This window comes from Burkholderia oklahomensis C6786 (assembly GCF_000959365.1).
GTDB classification, from domain to species: Bacteria; Pseudomonadota; Gammaproteobacteria; order Burkholderiales; family Burkholderiaceae; genus Burkholderia; species Burkholderia oklahomensis.
This window is the reverse complement of sequence record NZ_CP009555.1, coordinates 1,875,819-1,898,087: the sequence shown is the minus strand read 5'-3', so window position 1 is coordinate 1,898,087 and position 22,269 is coordinate 1,875,819. Positions and strand designations below refer to the sequence as shown.

At 65.5% G+C, this 22,269-nt stretch carries 23 protein-coding genes; 8 read left to right on the top strand and 15 right to left on the bottom strand.

The genetic code is table 11. From position 1 onward, the window contains the following. Window positions 1-39 precede the first annotated feature (39 nt). The 7 genes from cheW to flhD all read right to left on the bottom strand — a co-directional run bounded on the left by cheW (window position 40) and on the right by flhD (window position 6,373). Window positions 40-567 carry a chemotaxis protein CheW gene (cheW, locus tag BG90_RS08475; protein ID WP_010107078.1) on the bottom strand — a complete coding sequence of 176 codons (528 nt, stop codon included), beginning with the start codon at window positions 565-567 and terminating at the stop codon, window positions 40-42. Between the two features lie 30 nt (window positions 568-597). Continuing rightward, window positions 598-2,865 (bottom strand): chemotaxis protein CheA, encoded by a 2,268-nt coding sequence (gene cheA, locus BG90_RS08470; protein WP_045568110.1) that lies wholly within the window; start codon window positions 2,863-2,865, stop codon window positions 598-600. 31 nt (window positions 2,866-2,896) lie between these two features. After that, window positions 2,897-3,274 (bottom strand): response regulator, encoded by a 378-nt coding sequence (locus BG90_RS08465; protein WP_010107082.1) that lies wholly within the window; start codon window positions 3,272-3,274, stop codon window positions 2,897-2,899. A gap of 30 nt (window positions 3,275-3,304) precedes the next feature. Then, the gene (motB, locus tag BG90_RS08460; RefSeq protein ID WP_010117416.1) at window positions 3,305-4,327 is read right to left on the bottom strand and encodes a flagellar motor protein MotB; all 1,023 of its coding nucleotides are present in this window, start codon (window positions 4,325-4,327) and stop codon (window positions 3,305-3,307) included. 16 nt (window positions 4,328-4,343) lie between these two features. After that, window positions 4,344-5,204, bottom strand: a complete 861-nt coding sequence (motA, locus tag BG90_RS08455; RefSeq protein WP_010107084.1) for a flagellar motor stator protein MotA — start codon at window positions 5,202-5,204, stop codon at window positions 4,344-4,346. A gap of 205 nt (window positions 5,205-5,409) precedes the next feature. Then, window positions 5,410-5,961 (bottom strand): flagellar transcriptional regulator FlhC, encoded by a 552-nt coding sequence (flhC, locus tag BG90_RS08450; RefSeq protein WP_025990041.1) that lies wholly within the window; start codon window positions 5,959-5,961, stop codon window positions 5,410-5,412. 91 nt (window positions 5,962-6,052) lie between these two features. Further along, window positions 6,053-6,373: a flagellar transcriptional regulator FlhD gene (flhD, locus tag BG90_RS08445; protein WP_010107086.1), complete on the bottom strand. Its 321-nt coding sequence runs from the start codon at window positions 6,371-6,373 to the stop codon at window positions 6,053-6,055. A 592-nt stretch (window positions 6,374-6,965) separates the two neighbouring features. On the opposite strand from flhD, the gene BG90_RS08440 reads away from it, so the two are divergent. Next, window positions 6,966-8,030: a glycosyltransferase family 4 protein gene (locus BG90_RS08440; RefSeq protein WP_010107087.1), complete on the top strand. Its 1,065-nt coding sequence runs from the start codon at window positions 6,966-6,968 to the stop codon at window positions 8,028-8,030. 103 nt (window positions 8,031-8,133) lie between these two features. Here BG90_RS08440 and BG90_RS08435 read toward each other — a convergent pair whose 3' ends face one another. Then, window positions 8,134-8,430, bottom strand: coding sequence for an H-NS histone family protein (locus BG90_RS08435; protein ID WP_010107088.1), 297 nt, complete (start codon window positions 8,428-8,430; stop codon window positions 8,134-8,136). A gap of 305 nt (window positions 8,431-8,735) precedes the next feature. Between BG90_RS08435 and aqpZ the strand changes: the two genes are divergently transcribed. After that, window positions 8,736-9,440 carry an aquaporin Z gene (gene aqpZ, locus BG90_RS08430; protein WP_010107090.1) on the top strand — a complete coding sequence of 235 codons (705 nt, stop codon included), beginning with the start codon at window positions 8,736-8,738 and terminating at the stop codon, window positions 9,438-9,440. 162 nt (window positions 9,441-9,602) lie between these two features. Here aqpZ and BG90_RS08425 read toward each other — a convergent pair whose 3' ends face one another. After that, window positions 9,603-10,424 (bottom strand): Cof-type HAD-IIB family hydrolase, encoded by an 822-nt coding sequence (locus BG90_RS08425; protein ID WP_010107091.1) that lies wholly within the window; start codon window positions 10,422-10,424, stop codon window positions 9,603-9,605. Between the two features lie 98 nt (window positions 10,425-10,522). Continuing rightward, window positions 10,523-11,413, bottom strand: a complete 891-nt coding sequence (locus BG90_RS08420) for a glucosamine kinase nucleotide-binding domain-containing protein (RefSeq protein ID WP_010117417.1) — start codon at window positions 11,411-11,413, stop codon at window positions 10,523-10,525. A 150-nt stretch (window positions 11,414-11,563) separates the two neighbouring features. Between BG90_RS08420 and BG90_RS08415 the strand changes: the two genes are divergently transcribed. Continuing rightward, a complete protein-coding gene (locus BG90_RS08415) occupies window positions 11,564-12,169 on the top strand; it encodes a DNA-3-methyladenine glycosylase I (RefSeq protein WP_010117418.1) in 606 nt (201 codons plus the stop codon). Between the two features lie 435 nt (window positions 12,170-12,604). Here BG90_RS08415 and rpsU read toward each other — a convergent pair whose 3' ends face one another. Continuing rightward, on the bottom strand, window positions 12,605-12,817 hold the full coding sequence (gene rpsU, locus BG90_RS08410; protein ID WP_006401410.1) for a 30S ribosomal protein S21: 213 nt from the start codon (window positions 12,815-12,817) through the stop codon (window positions 12,605-12,607). Between the two features lie 542 nt (window positions 12,818-13,359). On the opposite strand from rpsU, the gene BG90_RS08405 reads away from it, so the two are divergent. The 3 genes from BG90_RS08405 (at window position 13,360) to BG90_RS08395 (ending at window position 16,536) form a co-directional block, all read left to right on the top strand. Further along, entirely contained in the window at window positions 13,360-14,529 is a 1,170-nt protein-coding gene (locus BG90_RS08405) for a flagellin (protein ID WP_010107094.1), read from the top strand. A gap of 149 nt (window positions 14,530-14,678) precedes the next feature. Further along, entirely contained in the window at window positions 14,679-16,208 is a 1,530-nt protein-coding gene (gene fliD, locus BG90_RS08400; protein WP_010117420.1) for a flagellar filament capping protein FliD, read from the top strand. 13 nt (window positions 16,209-16,221) lie between these two features. Further along, window positions 16,222-16,536: a flagellar protein FliT gene (locus BG90_RS08395; protein WP_010107096.1), complete on the top strand. Its 315-nt coding sequence runs from the start codon at window positions 16,222-16,224 to the stop codon at window positions 16,534-16,536. Between the two features lie 737 nt (window positions 16,537-17,273). On the opposite strand, the gene BG90_RS31015 is transcribed toward BG90_RS08395, so the two are convergent. Further along, the gene (locus BG90_RS31015; RefSeq protein ID WP_010117423.1) at window positions 17,274-17,678 is read right to left on the bottom strand and encodes a hypothetical protein; all 405 of its coding nucleotides are present in this window, start codon (window positions 17,676-17,678) and stop codon (window positions 17,274-17,276) included. A 79-nt stretch (window positions 17,679-17,757) separates the two neighbouring features. On the opposite strand from BG90_RS31015, the gene BG90_RS36100 reads away from it, so the two are divergent. Beyond that, window positions 17,758-17,925, top strand: a complete 168-nt coding sequence (locus tag BG90_RS36100) for a hypothetical protein (protein ID WP_157135635.1) — start codon at window positions 17,758-17,760, stop codon at window positions 17,923-17,925. 91 nt (window positions 17,926-18,016) lie between these two features. On the opposite strand, the gene BG90_RS08385 is transcribed toward BG90_RS36100, so the two are convergent. Further along, complete coding sequence (locus BG90_RS08385) at window positions 18,017-18,226, bottom strand: hypothetical protein (protein WP_010117425.1); 210 nt, start codon at window positions 18,224-18,226, stop codon at window positions 18,017-18,019. Between the two features lie 325 nt (window positions 18,227-18,551). Between BG90_RS08385 and BG90_RS08380 the strand changes: the two genes are divergently transcribed. Next, window positions 18,552-19,175 carry a LysE family translocator gene (locus tag BG90_RS08380; protein WP_010117427.1) on the top strand — a complete coding sequence of 208 codons (624 nt, stop codon included), beginning with the start codon at window positions 18,552-18,554 and terminating at the stop codon, window positions 19,173-19,175. A gap of 213 nt (window positions 19,176-19,388) precedes the next feature. Here the strand turns inward: BG90_RS08380 and BG90_RS08375 are convergent, their stop codons facing one another. Both BG90_RS08375 and BG90_RS08370 read right to left on the bottom strand, forming a co-directional pair. Continuing rightward, window positions 19,389-21,050, bottom strand: a complete 1,662-nt coding sequence (locus tag BG90_RS08375) for an acid phosphatase (RefSeq protein WP_010117429.1) — start codon at window positions 21,048-21,050, stop codon at window positions 19,389-19,391. A 541-nt stretch (window positions 21,051-21,591) separates the two neighbouring features. After that, entirely contained in the window at window positions 21,592-22,266 is a 675-nt protein-coding gene (locus BG90_RS08370) for a DUF799 domain-containing protein (RefSeq protein ID WP_010107105.1), read from the bottom strand. Window positions 22,267-22,269 lie beyond the last annotated feature (3 nt).

Genomic DNA, 22,269 nt, shown 5'->3' with positions numbered 1-22,269 from the left:
CCGTTGCGTGCGTCGCGTGCGACAGCGCGGCGCGCCCGTTCACGCGCCGAGCGTCTCGATCAGCGCCATCTCCTTGCTCGTCATCAGCTTCTCGATGTCCATCAGGATCAGCATCCGGCCGTCGACCGTGCCGAGGCCCGTCAGGTACTCGGTCGTCAGCACGCCGCCGAACTCCGGCGCCGGCATGATCTGCTCGGTCGACAGCGTGAGCACGTCGGACACGCCGTCGACGACCATCCCGACGACGCGGTGCGCGACGTTCAGGATGATCACGACCGTCTGATGGTCGTAGTCGACACGGCCGAGATGGAACTTGATCCGCATGTCGACGATCGGCACGATGATTCCGCGCAGGTTGATCACGCCCTTGATGAACTCGGGCGCGTTCGCGATCCGCGTGACGCTGTCGTAGCCGCGGATTTCCTGCACCTTGAGAATATCGATGCCGTATTCCTCGTCGCCGAGCGTGAAGACGAGAAACTCCTGGCCCGCCGCGTCGCCCTGCTCGGCATCGCGGCGGTTGGCCGCGTTCGCGGCGGCCGAATTGTTCGTTTGGACTTCGGACACATTAGCCCCCAGGTCGATGGATGACGTAAGTTAGGACACGGCGAGCGCGGCGCTCGCATGCGCACCGTGCGCGCCGTGCGTCGAGCGGGTCTCGCGATTGAGCGCCGCGACGTCGACGATCAGCGCGACGCTGCCGTCGCCGAGAATCGTCGCGGCGGAAATGCCGTACACCTTGCGGTAGTTCGTCTCGAGGTTCTTGACGACCACCTGCTGCTGGCCCACCAGCTCGTCGATCAGCATCGCGAAGCGGCGGCCTTCCGTCTGCATGATCGTGACGATGCCCTGCGTCGGATCGGTGCGCGCGTCGTCGACCGAGAACACCTCGTGCAGCGCGACGAGCGGCAGATATTCGCCGCGCACGCGCACGACGCGCTCGCCGTTGCCGATCGTGTAGATGTCTTCGGCCGACGGCTGCAGCGACTCCATCACGAAGTTGAGCGGCAGGATGAAGATCTCGCTGCCGACCTTCACCGACATCCCGTCGAGAATGGCGAGCGTGAGCGGCAGCACGATCCGCGTCGTCGTGCCACGGCCGGCCTGCGACGAGATCTCGACGTGCCCGCCCATCGACTGGATGTTGCGCTTGACGACGTCCATCCCGACGCCGCGGCCGGACACGTCGGTCACGACCTCGGCCGTCGAGAAGCCCGGCGCGAAGATGAGGTTCCACACCTCGTCGTCGCTGATGTTCTCGGAGATCTGCATCCCCTGCTTCGCCGCCTTCGCGAGGATCCTGTCGCGGTTCAGGCCCGCGCCGTCGTCGCTGACTTCGATCACGATGTTGCCGCCGTGATGCGCGGCCGACAGCACGAGCTGGCCGACCGCGTCCTTGCCCGCCGCGCGGCGCGCCTCGACGGTTTCGATCCCGTGGTCGAGGCTGTTGCGCACGAGGTGGGTGAGCGGATCGATGATCCGCTCGATGAGGCTCTTGTCGAGCTCGGTCGCCTGGCCGAACGTGACGAGCTCGACCTGCTTGCCGAGCTTGCCCGCGAGGTCGCGCACGAGCCGCGGGAAGCGGCTGAACACGTAATCCATCGGCATCATCCGGATCGACATCACGGCTTCCTGCAGGTCGCGCGCGTTGCGCTCGAGCTGCGCCATGCCGTTGTACAGGCGGTCGTGCAGCGCCGGATCGAACGCGCTCGTCGTCTCCGCGAGCATCGCCTGCGTGATCACGAGCTCGCCGACGAGATTGATCAGCTGATCGACCTTCTCGACGCCCACGCGGATCGAGCTGCCCTCCGCGCTCGCGGCGGCGGCCGGACGCGGCTTGCGATCGTCGTGATGCTGCGCGGCGGCTTGCGCCGCGCTTTGTGCGGCGGGTGCCACGGCCGCCGGCGCGGCGGCGGCCGCGCTCGGCGCGGCGGGTTGCGCGGCCGGCTTCGGTTCGGCGACGGGCGCCGCCGCCGCTCGGGCCGCGGCCGGTTCCGCCGCCGCTTCGGCGGGCTCGGGCTCGCGTTCGGCTTCGCTGGGCTGCGACGCCGCCTGCGTCGCGGCGGCCGCCTCGGACTGCGCTTCTCCGGCGCCCGGCGCGGTGCCGCGACCGATCGCGATCTGGCTTTCGTCGATCACGAAGCAGCACACGGCAATGATGTCGTCCGACGACACGTCGGTCTCGAGCCACAGCGTGAGCGCGTCGCCCGCCTTCGCGCGGCCGACGATCTGCCCGAGATTGCCGAGCTCCTCAGTCAGCAGTTCCTGGTCCTTGTCGCCGACGCCCGTCAGCGTGATCTGCAGATGCGGGCCGTCGCCGCCTGCGGCGTCAGGCGCGCCGGGCGCCGGATGCGCGGCCTCGACCGCCTGCTCGACGACGTGCTCGGGCACACCGAAGAGGCCGGCCGTCGGCGCGGCGGGCGCGGCCGGTTGAGCCGCAGCCGCCGGCGCGGCAGGCGCTGCCTGCGCGCCGCTCGCCGACGCCTTCAGCCGTTCGAGCTTCGTGCAGATCGCAGCGGCCGAGGCCGCGTCGGGCTCGGCGCTCGCACGGTAGTCGGCGAGCTGGTCGGACAGCACGTCCTTCGTCTCGAGGAACGCGTCGACCATCTCCTTCGTCAGCGTCAGTTCGTGGTTGCGCGCGCGGTCGAGCAGCGATTCGAGGATGTGCGTCGTCTCCGTGAGCGCCGTGAAGCCGAACGTCGCGGCGCCGCCCTTGATCGAATGCGCGGCGCGGAAGATCGCGGCCAGATCCTCGGGATCGGGCGAGGCGACGTCCAGGTTCAGCAGGAGCTGCTCCATCTGCGCGAGCAGCTCGTCGGCTTCGTCGAAGAACGTCTGATAGAACTGTGTGATATCGAGAGTCATGCCGGTTCACCGCATAAAAACGTCGTGTTCATCACGAAAGGCTCGACGACGCAAGCGCCGCGACGAGCTCGAGCAGCGCGTCCGGGTCGAGCGGCTTTTCGATCCAGCCGGTCGCGCCTGCGGCGCGCGCCGCGTCCTTGAACGCATCGCCGTTCTCGGTCGTGAGGACGAGAATCGGCGTCGCCTCGTAAGCGGGCTGCCCGCGCAGCGCCGCGATCACTTCGAGGCCGTTCTTCTTCGGCATGTAGTGATCGGTCAGCACCAGGTCGAACGTCGCGGCCAACGCGACGTCGAGCCCGGCCTCGCCGTCCGAGGCGACGGTCACGTCGTAGCCCGCTTCGCCGAGCGTCGCGTGCAGCAGCGTGCGCATCGTGGCGGAGTCGTCGATGGCGAGAATGGTTCGGATCATGTCGTGTCTCGAATGCGTGTCTCGAAAGCGTCAGGGTTTCTGCACGGCGGGGCCCGAGGCGCCCGGCAAAGCGGGCGCGGCGGCCGCACCGGGCGGCGTGATCTGCTGCGCGAGGTGTCCCGAGCCGGCCGCGTCGGACGACAGCGTCGTCGTCGTCGCGTCGTCGCGCATCAGCGCGAGCTCCGACTTGCGGTTCAGCACGATGATGCTGATCCGGCGGTTCTCCGGATCGAGCGGGTCCGCCTTGTTCAGGTTCTGCGTCGACGCGAGGCCGAGCACGCGCAGCACCTTCGCCTCGTCCATGCCACCCGCGATCAGCTCGCGGCGTGACGCGTTCGCCCGATCGGCGGACAACTCCCAGTTGCTGTAGCCCTTCTCGCCGCCCGCGTACGGCACGGCGTCGGTATGGCCCTGGACGACGATGCGGTTCGGCACGTCGTTGAGCGTCTTGCCGATCTCGCGCAGGATGTCGCGCATGTACGGCTCGACGGCGTCGCTCGACATCGCGAACATCGGACGCTTCTGCGTATCGACGATCTCGATGCGCAGCCCCATCAGTGTCGAATCGATGCGGATCTGCTGCCTGAACTGGCGCAGCGTCGGGTTCGCCTCGATCGCCGCCATCAGCTTCACCTGCAGGTCGTGCAGCCGCGCCTGCTCGCGGCGCTCGAGCGAGCCTTGCGCCTGCGCGAGCGCTTCGTCCTCGCTCTTCTTCACGATGCGGTCGGCGAGACTGGTGGAGCCGTCGGTGCGGCGCGTCGCGCCGGCTTCGATGCTCGAAATGTCGCGGCCGCCGCCCTTGACGATGCTCGAATCGTCGGCGCTGCGGTCACCGCTGCCGAAGATCGCGGCCTTGAGCGGCGTGTTGAAGTACTCGGCGATCCCCTTCAGCTGCACGGGCGTCACGGCGGAGAGCAGCCACATCAACAGGAAGAACGCCATCATCGCGGTCATGAAGTCCGCGTACGCGAGCTTCCATGCACCGCCGTGGTGCCCCTTCTTCTGCTGGTTCACCCGCTTGACGATGATCGCCTGATCCTTGCCTTTGCTCATGTCGGGGCCCTCGCGCTCACTTCGCCTTCACGCGGCGCACGTGCTCTTCGAGCTCGGTGAACGACGGACGCTCGGTCGAGAACAGCACCTTGCGGCCGAACTCGACCGCGATCGCGGGCGCGTAGCCGTTCAGGCTCGCGAGGATCGTCACCTTGATGCACTGGAACATCTTGGTCGACTCGGCGACGCGCTGCTCCGCGAGGCTCGACAGCGGGCCGATCAGGCCGTACGACAGCAGAATGCCGAGGAACGTGCCGACGAGCGCCTGCGCGATCATCGCGCCCAGCACCGCGGGCGGCTTGTCGGCGGACGCCATCGTGTGAACGACGCCCATCACGGCGGCGACGATCCCGAACGCCGGCATCGCGTCGCCGACGCGCATCAGCGCGTGCGCGGGACCTTCGCCTTCCGCATGGTGCGTCTCGATCTCCTCGTCCATCAGGCTTTCGATCTCGAACGCGTTCATGTTGCCGCCCACCATCAAGCGCAGGTAGTCGGTCAGGAATTCGACGATGTGCTTGTCGGCGAGGATCTTCGGATACTGGGTGAAGATCGGGCTCTTCTCGGGGTCGTCGATGTCCGCCTCGAGCGTGAGCGTGCCTTCCTTGCGCGCCTTCGCGAGCAACACGTACAGGAGCGCCATCAGCTCCATGTAGATGTCCTTGTTGTACTTCGAGCCCTTGAACAGCGAGGGCAGCACGCGCAGCGTCGCCTTGATCGTCTTGATGCCGTTGCCGAGGATGAACGCGCCGACGCCCGCGCCGACGATCATCAAGATCTCGACCGGCTGAACGAGCGCGCCCAGGTGCCCGCCCGCCAGCGCGTAGCCGCCGAACACGGACAACAACGTCACGAGAGTTCCCACGAAAATCAGCACTGCCTGTCCCTCACGAATGAGCGGCCGGGAGGCCGCCGTTAAGTGGTTTACGGCAGTCGGAACGAAAACTTTGAGAACCGCCCGGCGGAGGCCTGCCGGTGTAAACCAGCAAACGGGGAAAACGGCACGCCGCCCGAGGGACGGGCGGCGCGGTTCGACGGCCGGAGCGAACGCTCGTTCGCCTGCGGCTTACGTGGCTTGCGACTTACGCGGCGATGGCGGCCCGGTCGGCCAGCGCGGCGGCCTTGCGGGTCTTGCCCGCGCGCGACGGCGGCTGGCAAAGCCCGCACACGTAGCCGTGGTGCGGATCGTGCGCGTGCGCGACAAAGTGTCCGCCGCAGCGGGTGCACGGCGTCATCTGAAGCATGCCGGAATCGAAGAAGCGCACGAGCGTCCAGGCGCGCGTGAGGCTCAGCACCGCTTCGTCGTCCGACAGGCCGACGTGCTCGAGGTACAGCCGGTATGCCTTGACGATCGCCTGGATCGACTCGCAGCCGCCGTGCTCGCGCATGAAACGGTAGATGTTATAGAACAGCGAAGAATGAATGTTCGGCTGCCACGTCATGAACCAGTCGGTCGAGAACGGCAGCATCCCCTTCGGCGGCGACGCGCCCTTCAGCTCCTTGTAGAGCTTGATCAGGCGATCGCGCGACAGGTTCGTCTCGGCTTCGAGCAATTGCAGCCGCGCGCCCAGCTCGATCAGTTCGATCGCCAGGGTGATCTCCTTGACCTCGATCACTACGCTCTTGGACGCCATCGTCGCTCTCCGCCATTTCCGTTAATCAAACAATCAAGCTGCTAATTTCAGTCTATGAGCCAATGCGCCCGAACGGGAGGCGCGGCTTCCCTCAACGGAAGCTCTCGACCGGCTGACCGGCCATCAGGATCGCCGAGTGCGCGTGCGCGACGGCGGAGCTGCGGCCTTTGTCGGCGAGCGACGACAGGAGCGAGTGATCGTCGAAACGGAAACGGCAGAGCATCTGGTTCGAGGCGGCAAGCTTGACCGTCTGGGCAAGCGTCAGGTTCACGAGCACGTCGGCGAGTTCCTCCGAAATCCCCATGCGGAACATGCCCATGGCCTTGTCCTCGCGCAGCAGTCGTTGCGCGAGCAGCAGGTAAGACAGGTTGACTTCGTTGATCTCGGCGAGCATTTCGCTGGATGCGCTCATGATTCGATTCCCCCGTAAGAAATCTTTGGCCAATCGGTAATGCCAATGAAAACGTTTGCTCGATCTACCCAGTGAGGCCGGGCAATCGGCTTGTTTATATTCTTACGGGCATTTTGGCCAATCAGCGGGGACACCGCTATCAGTGAAGGGGAATGCGCTTTGCCGGAATTGTCTGTAAACCGTGTAGGAATTTTTCTGACATGGCGCGGGGTGGCCGGCGGAACGCCTGTCTGGCCGAAAGTCGCGCCAGTCAAGGCAGGGGAAACACCATCTTCAGGCGCGGCAGCGGCGAAGCGGCGCAATCCGCTCGAATGGGCGGGCGACTTTCGCATTCCATTTCTGCCACATGCTAGCCATTCGGCCAGGCGATTTCTAGGGTTTTTGCGTATTTCATCCTGTAACAAGGGTTAAGCGTTTGAAAAATCGCTCGATGCCGCGCGGACGATCCCGATAATGAATCGGAACGCCCGGTCCGGCGACATTCGCCGCGCACCGCCCTTGCTTGCCCCCGGGCAGGCGCCCGCCGCTCATCGGGAGCGTCGCTCGCGACATCTGTCGACGAGTTCCGCCCTCATCGCAACGGAGATCGCTCATGCGCATTGCCCAAATCGCCCCGCTCTACGAAGCCGTTCCGCCCAAACTCTACGGGGGCACCGAGCGGGTCGTGTCCTATCTGACCGAGGCGCTCGTCGAAATGGGGCACGACGTCACGCTGTTCGCAAGCGGCGATTCCGTCACGTCGGCGCGCCTCGAGGCCGCCTGGCCGCGCGCGCTGCGGCTCGATCCGTCGATCCGCGATTCGATGGCGCCCCATATGCGCCTTCTCGAGCAGGTCGCGCGCGTCGCACATACGTTCGACGTCCTGCATTTCCACCTCGACTACCTGCCGTTCCCGCTGCTGTCGCGCCTCGACGCGCCGTTCGTCACGACGCTGCACGGCCGCCTCGACCTGCCGGAGCTGCAGCCCGTGTTCGACGCGTTCCCGAACGCGCCCGTCGTGTCGATCTCGGACTCGCAGCGCACGCCGCTGCCGCAGGCCGGCTGGGCGGGGACCGTCTACCACGGGCTGCCCGCCACGCTGCTCGCGCCGCAAACCGGCCGCAAGCCCGAATATCTCGCGTTCCTCGGCCGCATCTGCCCCGAAAAGCGCGTCGACACGGCGATCCGGATCGCGGCGCAAAGCGGCCTGCCGCTCAAGATTGCGGCGAAGGTCGACAAGGTCGACGAGGATTATTTCAAGGCCGAAATCGAGCCGCTCCTCGATTCCGCGCATGTCGAGTTCATCGGCGAGATCAACGAGGCGCAGAAGCCGGCGTTCCTGTCGGGCGCAAAGGCGCTGCTGTTCCCGATCGACTGGCCGGAGCCGTTCGGCCTCGTGATGATCGAGGCGATGGCGTGCGGCACGCCCGTCGTCGCGTTCAACCGCGGCTCCGTGCCGGAAGTGATCGACGACGGCGTGACGGGCTTCATCGTCGAGGACGTGCAAGGCGCGGTGGGCGCGCTGCACCGGATCGACGAATTGTCACGCGATGCAATCCGCGCGCAATTCGAGCAACGTTTCAGCTCGCACGCAATGGCGCGGCGCTATATCGATATCTATGAAACGCTGCGCGAGGCAGCCAAGCAACCACAATGGCGACGCGCGGCGGCGGGTTAACCCTTTAGCCGGCGCCATTGTAAAAATGACGCGCCCATTACACTCCGCAGAGAAGAAAGCCGCATCGGTAAATGCGGCTTTCTTTTTGCCAAGCGCTCAATAATCAGCCGATCAAAAACCGCTCGCGGTTTTTGCCGACGATCCAATGCGGGGGTTTCCCGCGCCCGCTCCACGTGCTGCCGGATTTCGGATCGCGGTATTTGGGCGGCAACGGCCCCTTCTTCGGCGGACGACCGCGCCGCGCGCGTTCGGCGAATCCCAGATCCTGCGCCGTCAGGCCATACTCGGCGATCTTGCCTTGCAGCTCGGCGATCACGGCCGCGACTTCCTGATGACGCACCTCGTCCGCCTGAGCCTGCAGCTCGGCGATCTGCGCCTTGATCTTCGCGTATTGAGACATTTCGACTCCCTATATCATGATCCGCCTGGCATTTCTCAGCCTAGACACAAAGGATCTATTGCGCAATCGGAATTGCTACGAAATCCGCCAAATTCATTTCGTCTGATAAATTTTAAAACTCAATTGCAATACTCCTGCAATGCGGCCTTATTCTAATAAAAACAATGATCGGCCAATCTCAATTTGACAATCGTTGACCCTTCACAATCCGTCAGATTTCCTATAATCCAGACGGCATTCGTGGATGCGTCCCCGCTTTTGGCGGCGCGATCCGTTTTCGATTTACATGACCAGGAACCACTCCAATGAAATTACCTCAGCGTCTCGCAGCAGAAGTGTTCGGCACGTTCTGGCTCGTTCTGGGCGGCTGTGGCAGCGCCGTGCTGGCGGCCGCTTATCCGGGCCTCGGAATCGGCTTTGCCGGCGTCGCATTGGCCTTCGGCCTGACGGTCCTGACGATGGCGTTCGCAATCGGCCACGTCTCCGGATGTCACCTGAATCCGGCTGTGAGCGTCGGTCTGACTGTGGCGGGACGCTTCCCGGCCCGCGATCTCGTGCCGTACGTCGTCGCGCAGGTCGTCGGCGCCACGCTCGGCGCGTTCGTGCTGTATCTGATCGCCACCGGCAAGCCGGGCTTCGACGTCGTCGGCAGCGGCTTCGCGACGAACGGCTATGACGCGCGCTCGCCCGGCCATTACTCGCTCGCGGCCGCGTTCATCTGCGAAGTCGTCCTGACGGGCTTCTTCCTGTTCGTGATCCTCGGCTCGACCGACAAGCGCGCGCCGGCCGGCTTCGCGCCGATCGCGATCGGCCTGTGCCTTACGCTGATCCACCTGATCTCGATCCCGGTGACGAACACGTCGGTGAACCCGGCGCGCTCGACGGGGCCGGCGCTCTTCGTCGGCGGCGAGGCGATCGGCCAGCTGTGGCTGTTCTGGGTGGCGCCCATCATCGGCGCGGCGATCGCCGGCGTCGTGTACCCGCTCGTCGCGGGCCGCGACGAAAGCTGACGCCGGCGCGGCCGGATTCGCGCCGGCCGCCCGCACCTCGCGTCACGGAGCGACACGACAGAGGAATACGATCATCGCTCCTCGCCGCCCTGCGGCGACGGAGAAACCAGAACGGGCGCCGCGGCGCCCGTTTTTTTCATCGACGGCGGCTTGCCGTGCGCGTCAGTGCGTCGCGGGATCCCCGAGCGCGAACAGCGCGCGCAGATGGCGTGCGACGCCCGCCTCGAAATTGTTGCCGATTCGCGGCACCTTCGGCAGACGCGTGACGAGATCGGGATTCGCGTTGTTCATCATGAACGGATGCCCTGCCGTCTCGAGCAGATCGATGTCGTTCATGTTGTCGCCGAACGCGACGCAATGCGCGGAATCGACGCCGAGCCGCTCGAGCACGACGCGCAGCGCGCGCCCCTTCGACACGTTCGCCGTCATCACCTCGAGGCAATCGGGCAGCGAGTACGTGACGTACAGCGCGTTGCCGAACTGGCGCGCGAGGTTGTCCGAAACGACGGCCAGATCCTCCGGCTCGCCGATATAGAGCACCTTCGCGATGTCCGCGCCGTCGTGCGACAGCATATCGACGACGTCGTAGTGAAATCCGGAATCCTGATGGAATGCGAGCAGGTGCGGCGCGTCGCGGTCGATCAGCCAGCCGTCGTTCGTGAAGAGATTGACGATCACGCGGCCGTGCGTGCCGACGAGCTCGGGCCGCACCAATTTCCGCACCGTGTCGGCGGGCACGTCCTGCGCGTGAATCCGCGTATCGTCGGGCGCATGCACCCGCGCGCCGTTCGACGTGATCAGGTACGGCCGAATGCCGAGCACGTCGCGAATGCCCGCGACGTCCGCATAGTGGCGTCCCGTCGCGATCACGAAGCGCACCCCGTCGTCCGCGAGCCGCCGTACCGTGTCGATCGTGTACGGATCGAGCTGGTGGTCGCTGTTAAGCAGGGTTCCGTCGAGATCTGTGGCGATGACTTTGTACATGGCGGACGCCGGAGGAGGCGGGTGACGCAGAGGGAAGCGGACATTCTATCGTCGGATGGAAAACGCCGCTCGCGGATGTCCGCTCACGCTCGTCGCACTCATTGCCGCGCCGTGAGCCCGAGCGTTGCCGCTTCCCGTGCGGCAAGCCGCAGCGCGCCGTGCGCGGAATCGGCTTGCGGCGCGACGAGCCGCGCACGGTGGGGCTCCGGCACCGCGCTCGCGAGCGCGTCGGCGAGCCCGCCGCACAACGCGACGGGCAGCGCCGCCGCTGGATCGAGCGCATCGATCATCTTGCCGATCTCGACGCCCGCCTGCTCGATCCATCGCGCGGCGGCCGGGTGGTCGCGATGCGCGAGCACGATCGGCGCAAGGCGCGCGTACGCCGTCTGATTCGCTTCGCACGACCAAACGACGAGCGCGTCGCGGTCGGACACGCCGATATGCGCGACGAGCGCCTGCGCGAACGCGTCGAGCGGAGCGCGGCCGTCGAGCGCCTGCTGCGCATACGACAGCGCGCGCAGGCCGAGCCATGCGCCGCTCGCCTCGTCGCCGGACGGAAAGCCGTACCCGCCCGCGATCCGGCAGGCTCCCGTCTCGTCGAGCGCGGCGGCGATGCTGCCGGTGCCGAGCGCGACGACGACGCCCGGCGCGCCGCCGTGCGCGCCGACGACCGTCGTATATGCGTCGCTTTCGACGGCGAGCGCGGCAAGCGGCGCGCTCGCGCGAAATGCGCTCAGCCACTCGCGATGGTTCACGCCGGCCAGGCCGCAGCCGAGCACGCAGCGCCGCCAGTCGAACGCGACGCCGGCGCGCGCGCAAGCGTCCGTGCAGGCCGCCTCGATCGAGCGCCACGCGCCGTCGATGCCGAGCGCGAGCCCCGACGGCCCGCCGCCGCCTTGCGCGAGCTCGCGCCCCTGCGCGTCGGCGAGCACCGCGCGGGTGCCCGTGCCGCCGCCGTCGATGCCGATCAGAAAAATGTCATTGCCCATTGCCGCTTCAGTCCAGATGATTCGTCGAAGTGTCACTGATGCAAGAGCTTAACCGCAACGGCCGGCCGCGCCCATCGACCGAACGGCCAGGTTGCACGCGCTCGCCGATCCGTTATGCTGGCGCGACCAGATCGACGGAACATGCGAGAGATGCCGAGACAGGAACGCTGCAATTGGGTAAAGACCGAAGCGGACGCTCACTATCACGATACCGAATGGGGCGTGCCGTCGCACGACGACCGGCACTTGTTCGAAATGCTCGTGCTCGAGGGCGCGCAGGCGGGCTTGTCGTGGTCGACGATCTTGAACAAGCGCGCCGGCTATCGCGCGGCATTTGCCGACTTCGACGTCGACAAGGTCGCCCGTTTCACGCCGAAGCGGATCGACGAGCTGGTGCTCGATGCGCGCATCGTGCGCAACCGCGCGAAGATCGAGGCGGCCGTCGCGAACGCGCGCGCAGTCCAGCAGATTCGCGCGGAGCACGGCTCGCTCGCCGCGTTCCTGTGGTCGTTCGTCGACGGCGCTCCGCTGCAGAACGCATGGGCGTCGTATCGCGACGCGCCGGCGTCGACCGAGCGCTCGGACGCGCTCAGCAAGGCGCTCAAGCGCTACGGCTGCAAATTCGTCGGCTCGACGATCTGCTATGCGCTGATGCAGGCGACGGGCATGGTCAACGACCACGAGAAGAACTGTCCGTGCCATGCGCGCTGCGCGGCGCTCGGCAAGAAGGCGGGGAAAAGGAAATCGGCGGCATGACGCTCGGGCGTTCGGCCGCGCATGTCAGCGGCGATCGCATCCGAACTGCGGGGCGTCGGTTCGCGGGCCGGGCGCAACGCCGAAGCAGTGGATCGTCGAGCCGCCTTCGATTGCACTCGGCGAAGCGGGCGTGATTCCGAAGGCAGGGGCGTGGCGGGCGTCGATCGACAACTTGATAAGCCGGCGTTACTTGGAATTCCAGTACGCTCGGACTATGTGAAGCCAGGCGATTCGCGTACGGTGAGCGTCACCGAGAAGATCGATTTCCGATGCGGCGAGCACGCACCGCGCTCGGCTGAGCCGTGCGGCGCGCGTGTGCTCAGCCGCTTGCGCTCGCCGCCCGCCCTGCCCGGCCGCTTGCCCGCGCGACCCAAACAAAACGGCGGTGCGGCTTCTCGCGAAGCGGCACCGCCGTCGAGGCGAAGCGGATGAAGCTCAGTGGAGCTTCTTCGGCAGCATCTGGCTGCGCAGGCGCTTGTGCAGACGCTTCACCGCAGCAGCCTTCTTGCGCTTGCGCACGGCAGTCGGCTTTTCGTACGACTGGCGCTCACGCAGCTCGGCGATCAGGCCATTTTTTTCGATAGCGCGGCGGAAGCGGCGAATCGCCACTTCGAACGGCTCATTTTCTTTCAAAAGAATCGTCGTCATGTCGTTCCTAATTTGCTTGATACGGTCAAAAACGTAGCGGCCAAGCGCCACGCACCGGCCTTCCGGGCGTTTCCACGAACGGGCGAAACGAGCGGGTAACGGCCTCGGAGGCCGGAAAAGAGAGGCGGAATGCACCGCGAAACGCTCGGCAACCAACACCAGGCGCCGCGTTTGACTGCCAGCAGACATGCCCTACGCGTACACGTAAACGGCAAAGGCGTGACAGAAATCTCAATTCAGCCCGCCATCATAACAGGTAAACGTCGGTTGGACCAGTAGTTTACTGTTCTTTCGATCGAAAACCGGTGCAAGCGCCGTTGCGCGCGTCGCGAACGGCACCGGGCCGTGCACGCGATTGCTGCACCTGCAACGTTTGCTCACCGAACGATCTGAGCAAAAAAATCGGGCCGAATCTCGTCGCGTCCCTCAAGTTTTTTTGGCGTGCGCCGAAATCCAGCACAAGGCGGCCGGCAAAGAACGAGTGCTTCCGCCCCCGCCAATAGTGGCATTGATGGGCTTCTCGGCTCAATTAGGAGATTTTCATGCTCGGAATCAACAGCAACATCAACTCGTTGGTCGCTCAGCAGAACCTCAACGGCTCGCAAAGCGCCCTGTCGCAAGCGATCACCCGTCTGTCGTCGGGCAAGCGCATCAACAGCGCGGCCGACGACGCAGCAGGTCTCGCTATCGCGACCCGGATGCAAACGCAGATCAACGGCCTGAACCAGGGCGTGTCGAACGCGAACGACGGCGTGTCGATCCTGCAAACGGCGTCGAGCGGCCTGACCTCGCTGACGAACAGCCTGCAGCGTATCCGCCAGCTCGCGGTGCAAGCCTCGAACGGCCCGCTGAGCGCGAGCGACGCATCGGCGCTGCAACAGGAAGTCTCGCAGCAGATCGCTGAAGTGAACCGTATCGCTTCGCAGACGAACTACAACGGCAAGAACATCCTCGACGGCTCGGCTGGCACGCTGAGCTTCCAGGTCGGTGCGAACGTTGGCCAGACGGTCAGCGTCAACCTGACGCAAAGCATGTCGGCCGCGATGATCGGCGGCGGCATGGTCCAGTCCGGCCAGACGCTCGGCACGCTCAAGGTCGCCGTCGATGCGAGCGGCGCGGCGTGGGTGGCGGGGACGAGCACCGGTCAAGAAACGACGCAGATCAACGTCCTGTCGGACGGCAAGGGCGGCTTCACGTTCACCGACCAGAACAACCAGGCGTTGGCTGCGGCGGCCGTCACTGCGCTGTTCGGCGCAACGACCGCCGGCACGGGCACCGCGGCCGCGCCGGCATTCCAAACCCTGACGGTTAACGCTGCTGCAACCAGCTCGCTGAGCGCGTCGGATCAGGCGGCCGCGACGACGATGGAAGCGCAGATCAACGCGGTCAACAAGCCGCAGACGGTCTCGAACCTGGACGTCAGCACGCAGACGGGTGCCTACCAGGCGATGGTGTCGATCGACAACGCGCTCGCGACGGTGAACAACCTGCAGGCAACGCTCGGCGCGGCCCAGAACCGCTTCACCGCGATCGCGACGACGCAGCAAGCCGGCTCGAACAACCTGGCGCAAGCGCAATCGCAAATCCAGAGCGCGGACTTCGCTCAGGAAACCGCGAACCTGTCGCGCGCGCAAGTGCTGCAGCAAGCCGGCATCTCGGTGCTCGCGCAAGCGAACTCGCTGCCGCAGCAAGTGCTGAAGCTCCTGCAATAACGTGTACCGAACGACGGGCCGCGCCGTCTGGCGGCCCGCCTTTGTGCGGCGGCGCAACACCCTCGTGGCCGCCGCACGTTTTTGTTTTCTGACTCTACCGAATCTCGCGAATTTCGCGCGCCGTTTCCGGCGACGAAGGGAGCTACCCGATGTCCACGCCCGTCACCAGCACTACGACTACGACGCAGCAGCAAACCAATGCGGCGCTTCAGCAGGCGGCGCAGTCGATCATCAGCGGCTCGACGGGTAACTCGTCGATGGACGTCAACTCGCTCGTGACCGCGCTCGTCAACGCGAAAACGGCGGGCCAGACCGCCGCGCTGTCGACGTCGGTCGCCACCGACCAGACGACGCTTTCCGCGCTCGGCACGCTGAAGGCCGCGCTCACCGCGCTGCAAGCCGGGATTGGCTCGCTCAGCGACGGCACGTTGACCCAGAAATTCACCGCCACGGCGACGGGCAGCGGCCTCACGGCGACGACGGCCGCCGGTGCGGTGGCCGGCAGCTATTCGGTTACCGTCACGCAAATCGCCACATCGCAGACGCTGTCTTCCGGCGCATTCAATGCGACGCAGCAGCTCGGCACCGGCACGCTGACGCTGTCGGTCGGCGGCAAATCGACATCGATTTCGATCGACTCGACGAACAACACGCTGTCCGGCATCGCGGCCGCGATCAACTCCGCATCGAACAACCCCGGCGTGACAGCGACGATCGTCACGGGCACCGACGGCGCGCACCTCGTGCTGCGCTCGGCGACGACGGGCGCCGCGAACACGATCAACGTCGGCGTGAGCAACCTGTCCGGCGACAACGGGCTGTCGAGCCTCAACGTGACGTCGACGGCGAGCACGACGGGCGGCCAGTCGACGATCCAGTCCGGCGGCACGATCGCATGGACGCAAAGCACGTCCGCGCAGGACGCCGAGTTCACGGTGGGCGGCATCGCCGCGTCGAGCGCGAACAACGCGGTGACGGGCGCGATCGCCGGCGTCACGCTGAACCTGACGCAGGCCGCCGTCGGCACGACGCAAACCCTCAACGTCACGACCGACACGACCGCGCAGGCGACCGCGGTCACGAACGTCGTCAACCTGTACAACACGGTCGTCACGACGATGGCGTCGCTGTCGTCGCTATCGGGCGCGGGCACCAGTTCGCAAAGCGCCGGGCCGCTCCTCGGCGACTCGACGCTCAACATGATCCGCAACTCGCTCGCACGGGTCGTCGGCGCGGGCGTCACGACGGGCGGCTCGACCGTGTCGCTCGCGTCGATCGGCATCACGTTCGCCGACGGCTCGTCTTCGTCGCAGACAGACGGCACGCTGACCGTCGACACCACGAAGCTCAATGCGGCGCTGCAAAACAGTCCGTCGACCGTCGCCGCGCTGTTCAATTCGACGAACGGCGTCGGCGCGGAGTTGAACAACACGATCCAGGGCTACGTGCAGACGGGCGGCGTCTTCGATACCCGCTCGAACGCGCTGAACCAGGATCTGAAGAGCCTCGCGCAGCAGCAGACGCAGCTCGCGTCGTACGCGTCGCAGCTGACGTCGCAGTACAACGCCCAGTTCACCGCGCTCAACACGCTGATGGCGCAGATGAACACCAATTCGAACTACCTGACGCAACTGTTCGGCGGCGCCAACAGCTCGGGCACGCTGGCGACCAACAAGTAACGAATCGAGCACGATGGAGAAGCCGAAAATGGATCAGAGGTCGTTGGTCGAACACGTGCTGTCGATCACCCGCGAAATCGATCACGCGGTGCAGATGGCCGACTGGACCGAGGCCGCGCGCCTCACCGAAGAGCGCTCGCCGTACCTGATGTCGATCTCGGCCGAGCAGACGCCCGCGTCGCTCGCGCTCGTGCGCCAGATCCAGGCGATCGACGCCGCGCTCCTCGCGAACGCAAAGACGGCGCAGGCCGAGCTGCAGGTCGAATACCGCACCGCGATGGACCGGTTGAGCAAGGCCGGCGCCTATCAGGCGGCCGCGCAGTTCTGATCTGACGAATTCCCCCCACACAACAACAAATCACGCGTTTCGGCGCGTGCTCGTTCACCTCACGGCCCGCCGCAAGGCGGGTATTTTTTCGCCTGTTGCGCGCACACGCGATTGGTCAACTCGGCGGGCAATTCCCATCTCGGGATCGCGCCGGGCGGTTCGATCATGCCGTCAGGGCGCGCTCACTTCGCCGAGATCGTGTCCGTCATGCCAGAACCCTCGCTCGAGTCGCACCCTCCGGGCAGCAGATGCAGGCCGACATCGCGCTCGTGCTGCGCAGCGCGTGCAAATCGCACGACGGCCAATTCGAGCGACGAATCGGCCCTCGACGCACAGCCGATGCATGCTGATTTCCGCCACAACTTCACGGTGTTGAGTAGCGATCCGACGATCACTCATGGCGCACCTGGCTTCGCGCTGCATCAAAGTGGCCAGTTGGCGACACGCTCGAACGCATCGTCACGCTACTGCCCGACGGCGCTCACTGACACGTGCCGCTCGCCGGCATGAGGCACCGCCACGATCCGACTTTCGGAGGCCGAAGCACATTGCCGCGACGCGATCACGCGCAGGCACGAACGACGTGCAAGCTTGGCCCGTCTCCGGCCGCGTGCTCATCGCACGCGGCCGCGCGCCGCGCAGACCGCCCAGGCCAACTTCACCCACTCAAAATTCAATAGTGGCGAATTTCATCGACCAGCACCTCAATATTTCGCCGGTGAGACCGATGCATAAGTTTAGTTAGCGGTTTGGATCAACAAGGTTGCCTGCCCCGTATTATCGGCACAAGCGTTGTCATTGACATACGCGACAAATCCAGAAGTATTCCCAGGAACATCTACAACAGTCGGCTCGGTAATGGTGGTTCCCCATCTACTGGTTCCAAATCCGCCTTGCAGCATCACGGAATTGATCAGGCAGCCATTCGCCAACACGCCGCCTGAACAGCTCATATTGTTTGAAGCAATCGAAATGACATATCTTCCCGGTGCAAGCTGGAACGTCGCCGGAACGCCATCGGAGACAGTGCCGAAAGCACTGGAAAGACAATTGCGCTTCGCGTCGATCATAATGGAGGTCGACGCCTCACTAACGAAAGGAACGATTGCAGAAAGCACTCCAGCAATGATTTTTGTACGCATAAATTAAATCCCCTCGTGAAGTCTGGTGAATAATTAAAAATTATGGGCCGAGACCCACACGCGATATTGGCGGGAAAAAATGGCATTTACCCGCGCCATGCGCCCGGAGATGCCACGCAAACGTGGCGTTTCATTGGTCACCGGAAAATCGATTATATTGCAAGCATATCGTAATAACCCTGATTTCCTTGCCATTCTCGGCAACGAACACCTGTCGGACAGATTTATCCTCCGCAACGGCGGTTAGTCGTAGCACGCGACGTTCACGCTGAACGGTAGCGACAAAGCAATCTTCGGTTGGTTTGCGGCCACCGGTTGTCATGGCGCGACGTCGCATATCACGCGTTATCCTCGGCAAATCCAGCGCGCTGCGCGCTGTCGTGCGACTGGTCCGGTGCGCGGTAATCGCCCACATTCCACGTATCGACGATCGGCGCCTGCGCGAATGCGCTTGCGATGCGCCACATTGCCAACGTGACAACGACGGCGAATTGCAGCAATTTCCTCTTCGTCGTTTCGGGATGATGCGAATAAATGGAGCCGCCCATTGCGAATGCAGGACGGTTGCAAGCAATATCGACAGACGGAAAGAAAACTGGCGGGCGTCAACCCGTCCGGCCGAGTCGGGTTCGAACATTGCGCCGACACTACGCGCCCCGATTAGGCGTGCAGGGTTCGGGCAGCCATTTCCGAGGAGTCGGCAAGCAAGCCGCGGCAGGCGGTAATCGACGCCAGGCCAGCCAAAGACGTCTCATGTACCGGGGAAACCCGCCACGCCTTTCCCGGCGCATGGTCGCGTCAATCGATTGACAGCCGCCCGCCGCCGGGGATCACTGACGCCTTTCACCCGCGAAAACGCGAAAGGATGCCCCCATGTCCGTCGAAACCTGGCTCGCATTTTCCGGCGCGAGCATCGTGCTCCTGATGATCCCCGGCCCGACGATCCTGCTCGTGATCGGCGATTCGCTCGCGAATCGCAATCGTTCGTCGTGGAGCACCGTCGCGGGCGTCGCGGCCGGCGACACCACCGCGATGACGATCTCGCTCGCCGGCGCGGGCGCGCTGCTGGCGATGTCGGCGGCCGCGTTCACGGCGCTCAAGCTCGTCGGCGGCGGTTATCTGATCTATCTCGGCATCCGGTCGATCCTGCACGCGCGTCGCATCGGCGCGATGGAAGTGAACGTCGAGCGCCGCTCGGCGAAGCGCCGATTCCTGTCCGCGTGGGCCGTCACCGCGCTGAACCCGAAGAGCATCGTGTTTTTCGTCGCATTCGTTCCGCAGTTCATTTCGCCGCACGAGACGTTCGCGCAGCAGTGCGCGGTTTTGCTGCCGACCTTCGTCTGTCTCGCGACGGTCAACGCCGCCTGCTATGCGCGCATCGCGCGTTTCGCTGCCGCGCGCCTGACGGGCGCCGCAGCGCAGCGCCGCTTCGGCTATGGCGGCGGCGCCGCGCTGATCGGTGCGGGTGCGCTGACGCTCGGGATGTCGCAGAGCTGATCTCGCGCGCGCGCCGGCGGCCGCGCAGGCAATGCCGGCTGCGCGTTCGGGGCGAACACGTGAGCGCTCCCGGAACGCTGGCGCACGTTCGAAGCGGCGCACGAACGCCCCCGAAAGCGGTCCCCTCCGCGATGCCGGCCGCACCTTCGAAGCCGGCTCGCAAGCACGCCCGACAATCGGGCGTGCCGCCCGCTACGGCATCTCGGCCGAGCGTCAGCCGAGATCGAGCGCCGCGGTGAGATCCCCGGGCGGCTGCGCGCCGCGCGCCGCGAACGCACGTTCGCGCGCGGCGACGCCGTCGAGCGGCGCGAGCCCGTGCACGCGCGAGATGAAGCGCAGGATCGAGTTCGTGTCGTACAACGTATGATCGACGTAGCCCTTCTTCGCGAACGGCGAGATCACCATCGCCGGAATCCGCGAGCCCGGCCCCCACCGGTCGCCCTTCGGCGGCGACACCGGGTCCCACCAGCCGCCGTTCTCGTCGACCGTCAGGATCACGACCGTGTGCGGCCATTGCGGGCCGCGCATGATGTGGTCGATCACGTTGGCGATGTGACGGTCGCCCGACTCGACGTCCGCATAGCCTGCATGCATGTTCAGGTTGCCCTGTGGCTTGTAGAACGTGACGGTCGGCAGGCGGCCCGCGTCGATGTCGGCGATCAGATGGTTCGTCGACGCATCGTCGCCGAGGCCCGCGTCGCGCAAGTGCCGACGGCGCGCCTCCGTGCCCGGCGCGAAGTTCTTGAAGTAGTTGAACGGCTGGTGGTGATACTGGAAATCCGGCACCGAACCCGTGTCGCGATGCTCGAGCGCGAATTGCCACGCGCCGCCGTACCATGCCCAGTCGATACCCTTCTCCGACAGCCGGTCGCCGATCGTCGCGTAGTGCTGCGGCGGCAGCACGCGCGGATTCGACGGATCCGCGTACGCCTGATTGCCGTCGACGGGCGGCCGCACGCTGCTCGGCTGATACGGCGGCGCCATCGTGTTCACCGCGTAGCCGTCCGGCGTGAAAAGGCCGTCGTTCTCGAACTTCGGCGGGCCGTCGAGCGCCGACGCGGGCGAATCCGCCGCGAGCTTCAGGCGCGCGCCGGTCGGATCGTCGCCTTCGACGGCCGATACCAGATGCTTCGCCGGACTCTTCTGCACGTCCGGATAGAGCGGCGCCTGCGCGGAGATCAGGAAGATGTGGTTCAGCCACGAGCCGCCGAACGCGGCCATGAAGAAGTTGTCGCAGAGCGTGTATTGCCGTGCGAGATTCCAGAGCCGCAGCGTTTCGGCCGAATTGCGGTAATGGCCCATCACGAGTCCGCCCGAGTCGGCCCATGCGGCGAACTGGTCGTTGCGGCCCGCGTTGATCTGCATCTGGTTCTGATAGAAGCGATGCCACAGGTCGCGCGTGATGACACCGTTCGGCAGCGGCTTGCCTTGCGCGTCGGGAATCACGAACGGCGCGTTGGGCAGCCCCGTGATGTCGCGCTCGCCGATCATGTAGCGCTTGCCGCCCACTTCCTGCGCCTGCGGCACGAGGCCGCCCCAGATTCGCGGCAGCGTCGGCAGCGGCGTCTTGCCGTCGCGATCGAGCTGCACGTAGCGCTCGGGCGGCACCGCGCCGAGCGGCTGCTGCACGCCGGGAAAATCGCCGAACAGGTTCGCGAAGCTGCGATTCTCCGCATAGATCACGACGATGTTACGCACTTCCTTGCGCAACGCCGCATCGAGCCGCAGATCGTCGGCCGTGCGCGGCGCGCTCGGCGTGGTCGTCTCGCAGCCGGCGAGCGCGACGCTCGCGCCCAGCGCGGCGATGCCGCCCAATACGCGGCGGCGGTCGGGGTCTTCGGGAAGGTCGGTCGACGGGGAATTCTTGTCAGTCACTTCTGCTCCTCGATCTTCTGGTTGGTCGTACGGTCCGTCGCGCGCGTCGGCGCGCGGGACCGGCAGCGTCGCATCGCTGCTGCCGCAGTCGGACGTATTTCGTGCGCGCGCGGCCGTTCGACGCCGCAGCCGGCGCGATGCGCGCCGCCGATCCGATCCGCAACGCGCATTCGAACCGCCAGGACATCTGCAAAAAGGCCGAAACGATCTGGTCGCACATTGTCACAAAAACGTCACATTCGCGACTATAGCGCGCCGAACGCACTAAACCTTGCTTAATCGATGCATGAACGATGAAAAATGAAACATTCGTGCGCAAGTTCACCGCGCAGGGAGACCTTGTCGCGGGCGCGATCGTGACGCGAACGCGGCGACCGAATCCGGCATCGTGTCTGCGCGTCTGCGCGCCTGCCGCACGAGCGGCGTGGCCGAGCGCGTCGCAATCGGGGCGCAAGTGCCGCAATGCGCCGGCAACGTCCCTCAAAAAAAACGGCCCGGCCACCCCAGGCCGAGCCGTTTCCTCACCGATCGACGCCGACGCTCAATCAGTGCCGTACTTCGGCGAATGCGGGCCGTACAGCAATCCGTTCGGCTGGCCGGCCGCCAGCATCCGGTTGCTCGTGAGCCCCGCGACGTCGACCGCGTCGTCGCTCAGCGTGTGCGCGATCTGCTTGACGGCCGCCTGCGCGAGCGTGGCGATCAGGCCGAGACCGCTGACATCCATGCTGGAGCCGAGCTCCTTGCCGGTCGCGCGCCCGGTGCCCTGCCACAGCAGGTCGCCCGTGCGCAGGTCGACGAGCTTCGCGGACGCCGACACGACCGTCGTGCTGTCGAGCACCGTGTAGATCGAGCCGTACTGCGTGACCGTCGTGTACAGCGCCGCGTCCGCGCCGAAGATCTCGCGCAGCTTCGCGGGCGACACGCTCTGGATGTCGGCGGCGTTCGTCAGGCCGTTCTGCTTGAACGTCTCCTCCATCACGGCGACGGGCACGACGTAGTAGCCCGCTTCGGCGACGGGCAGCGTCATCCTCGACAGCAGGCCGTACGTCGCCTTCACGTCCGACGTGTCGTTCTGCGGCGGCAGCAGCAGGATCGCGCGCGGCTGGCTCTTCTTGAACGCGGTGTAGTCGACGTGCTTCGCCGGCGCGGCGCACGCGGCGAGCAGCACGAGCACGGACGCGGCCGACAGGAGTCTTGCGGAAATGAACTTGAACATGGC

Excerpts from the sequence above, each read along its gene's own strand:
- cheA (WP_045568110.1), bottom strand. The coding sequence starts at position 2,865 with ATGACTCTCGATATCACACAGTTCTATCAGACGTTCTTCGACGAAGCC.
- BG90_RS08465 (WP_010107082.1), bottom strand. The coding sequence starts at position 3,274 with ATGATCCGAACCATTCTCGCCATCGACGACTCCGCCACGATGCGCACG.
- motB (WP_010117416.1), bottom strand. The coding sequence starts at position 4,327 with ATGAGCAAAGGCAAGGATCAGGCGATCATCGTCAAGCGGGTGAACCAG.
- flhC (WP_025990041.1), bottom strand. The coding sequence starts at position 5,961 with ATGGCGTCCAAGAGCGTAGTGATCGAGGTCAAGGAGATCACCCTGGCG.
- flhD (WP_010107086.1), bottom strand. The coding sequence starts at position 6,373 with ATGAGCGCATCCAGCGAAATGCTCGCCGAGATCAACGAAGTCAACCTG.
- BG90_RS08440 (WP_010107087.1), top strand. The coding sequence starts at position 6,966 with ATGCGCATTGCCCAAATCGCCCCGCTCTACGAAGCCGTTCCGCCCAAA.
- BG90_RS08435 (WP_010107088.1), bottom strand. The coding sequence starts at position 8,430 with ATGTCTCAATACGCGAAGATCAAGGCGCAGATCGCCGAGCTGCAGGCT.
- aqpZ (WP_010107090.1), top strand. The coding sequence starts at position 8,736 with ATGAAATTACCTCAGCGTCTCGCAGCAGAAGTGTTCGGCACGTTCTGG.
- BG90_RS08425 (WP_010107091.1), bottom strand. The coding sequence starts at position 10,424 with ATGTACAAAGTCATCGCCACAGATCTCGACGGAACCCTGCTTAACAGC.
- BG90_RS08420 (WP_010117417.1), bottom strand. The coding sequence starts at position 11,413 with ATGGGCAATGACATTTTTCTGATCGGCATCGACGGCGGCGGCACGGGC.
- BG90_RS08415 (WP_010117418.1), top strand. The coding sequence starts at position 11,564 with ATGCCGAGACAGGAACGCTGCAATTGGGTAAAGACCGAAGCGGACGCT.
- rpsU (WP_006401410.1), bottom strand. The coding sequence starts at position 12,817 with ATGACGACGATTCTTTTGAAAGAAAATGAGCCGTTCGAAGTGGCGATT.
- BG90_RS08405 (WP_010107094.1), top strand. The coding sequence starts at position 13,360 with ATGCTCGGAATCAACAGCAACATCAACTCGTTGGTCGCTCAGCAGAAC.
- fliD (WP_010117420.1), top strand. The coding sequence starts at position 14,679 with ATGTCCACGCCCGTCACCAGCACTACGACTACGACGCAGCAGCAAACC.
- BG90_RS08395 (WP_010107096.1), top strand. The coding sequence starts at position 16,222 with ATGGAGAAGCCGAAAATGGATCAGAGGTCGTTGGTCGAACACGTGCTG.
- BG90_RS31015 (WP_010117423.1), bottom strand. The coding sequence starts at position 17,678 with ATGCGTACAAAAATCATTGCTGGAGTGCTTTCTGCAATCGTTCCTTTC.
- BG90_RS36100 (WP_157135635.1), top strand. The coding sequence starts at position 17,758 with ATGGCATTTACCCGCGCCATGCGCCCGGAGATGCCACGCAAACGTGGC.
- BG90_RS08385 (WP_010117425.1), bottom strand. The coding sequence starts at position 18,226 with ATGGGCGGCTCCATTTATTCGCATCATCCCGAAACGACGAAGAGGAAA.
- BG90_RS08380 (WP_010117427.1), top strand. The coding sequence starts at position 18,552 with ATGTCCGTCGAAACCTGGCTCGCATTTTCCGGCGCGAGCATCGTGCTC.
- BG90_RS08370 (WP_010107105.1), bottom strand. The coding sequence starts at position 22,266 with ATGTTCAAGTTCATTTCCGCAAGACTCCTGTCGGCCGCGTCCGTGCTC.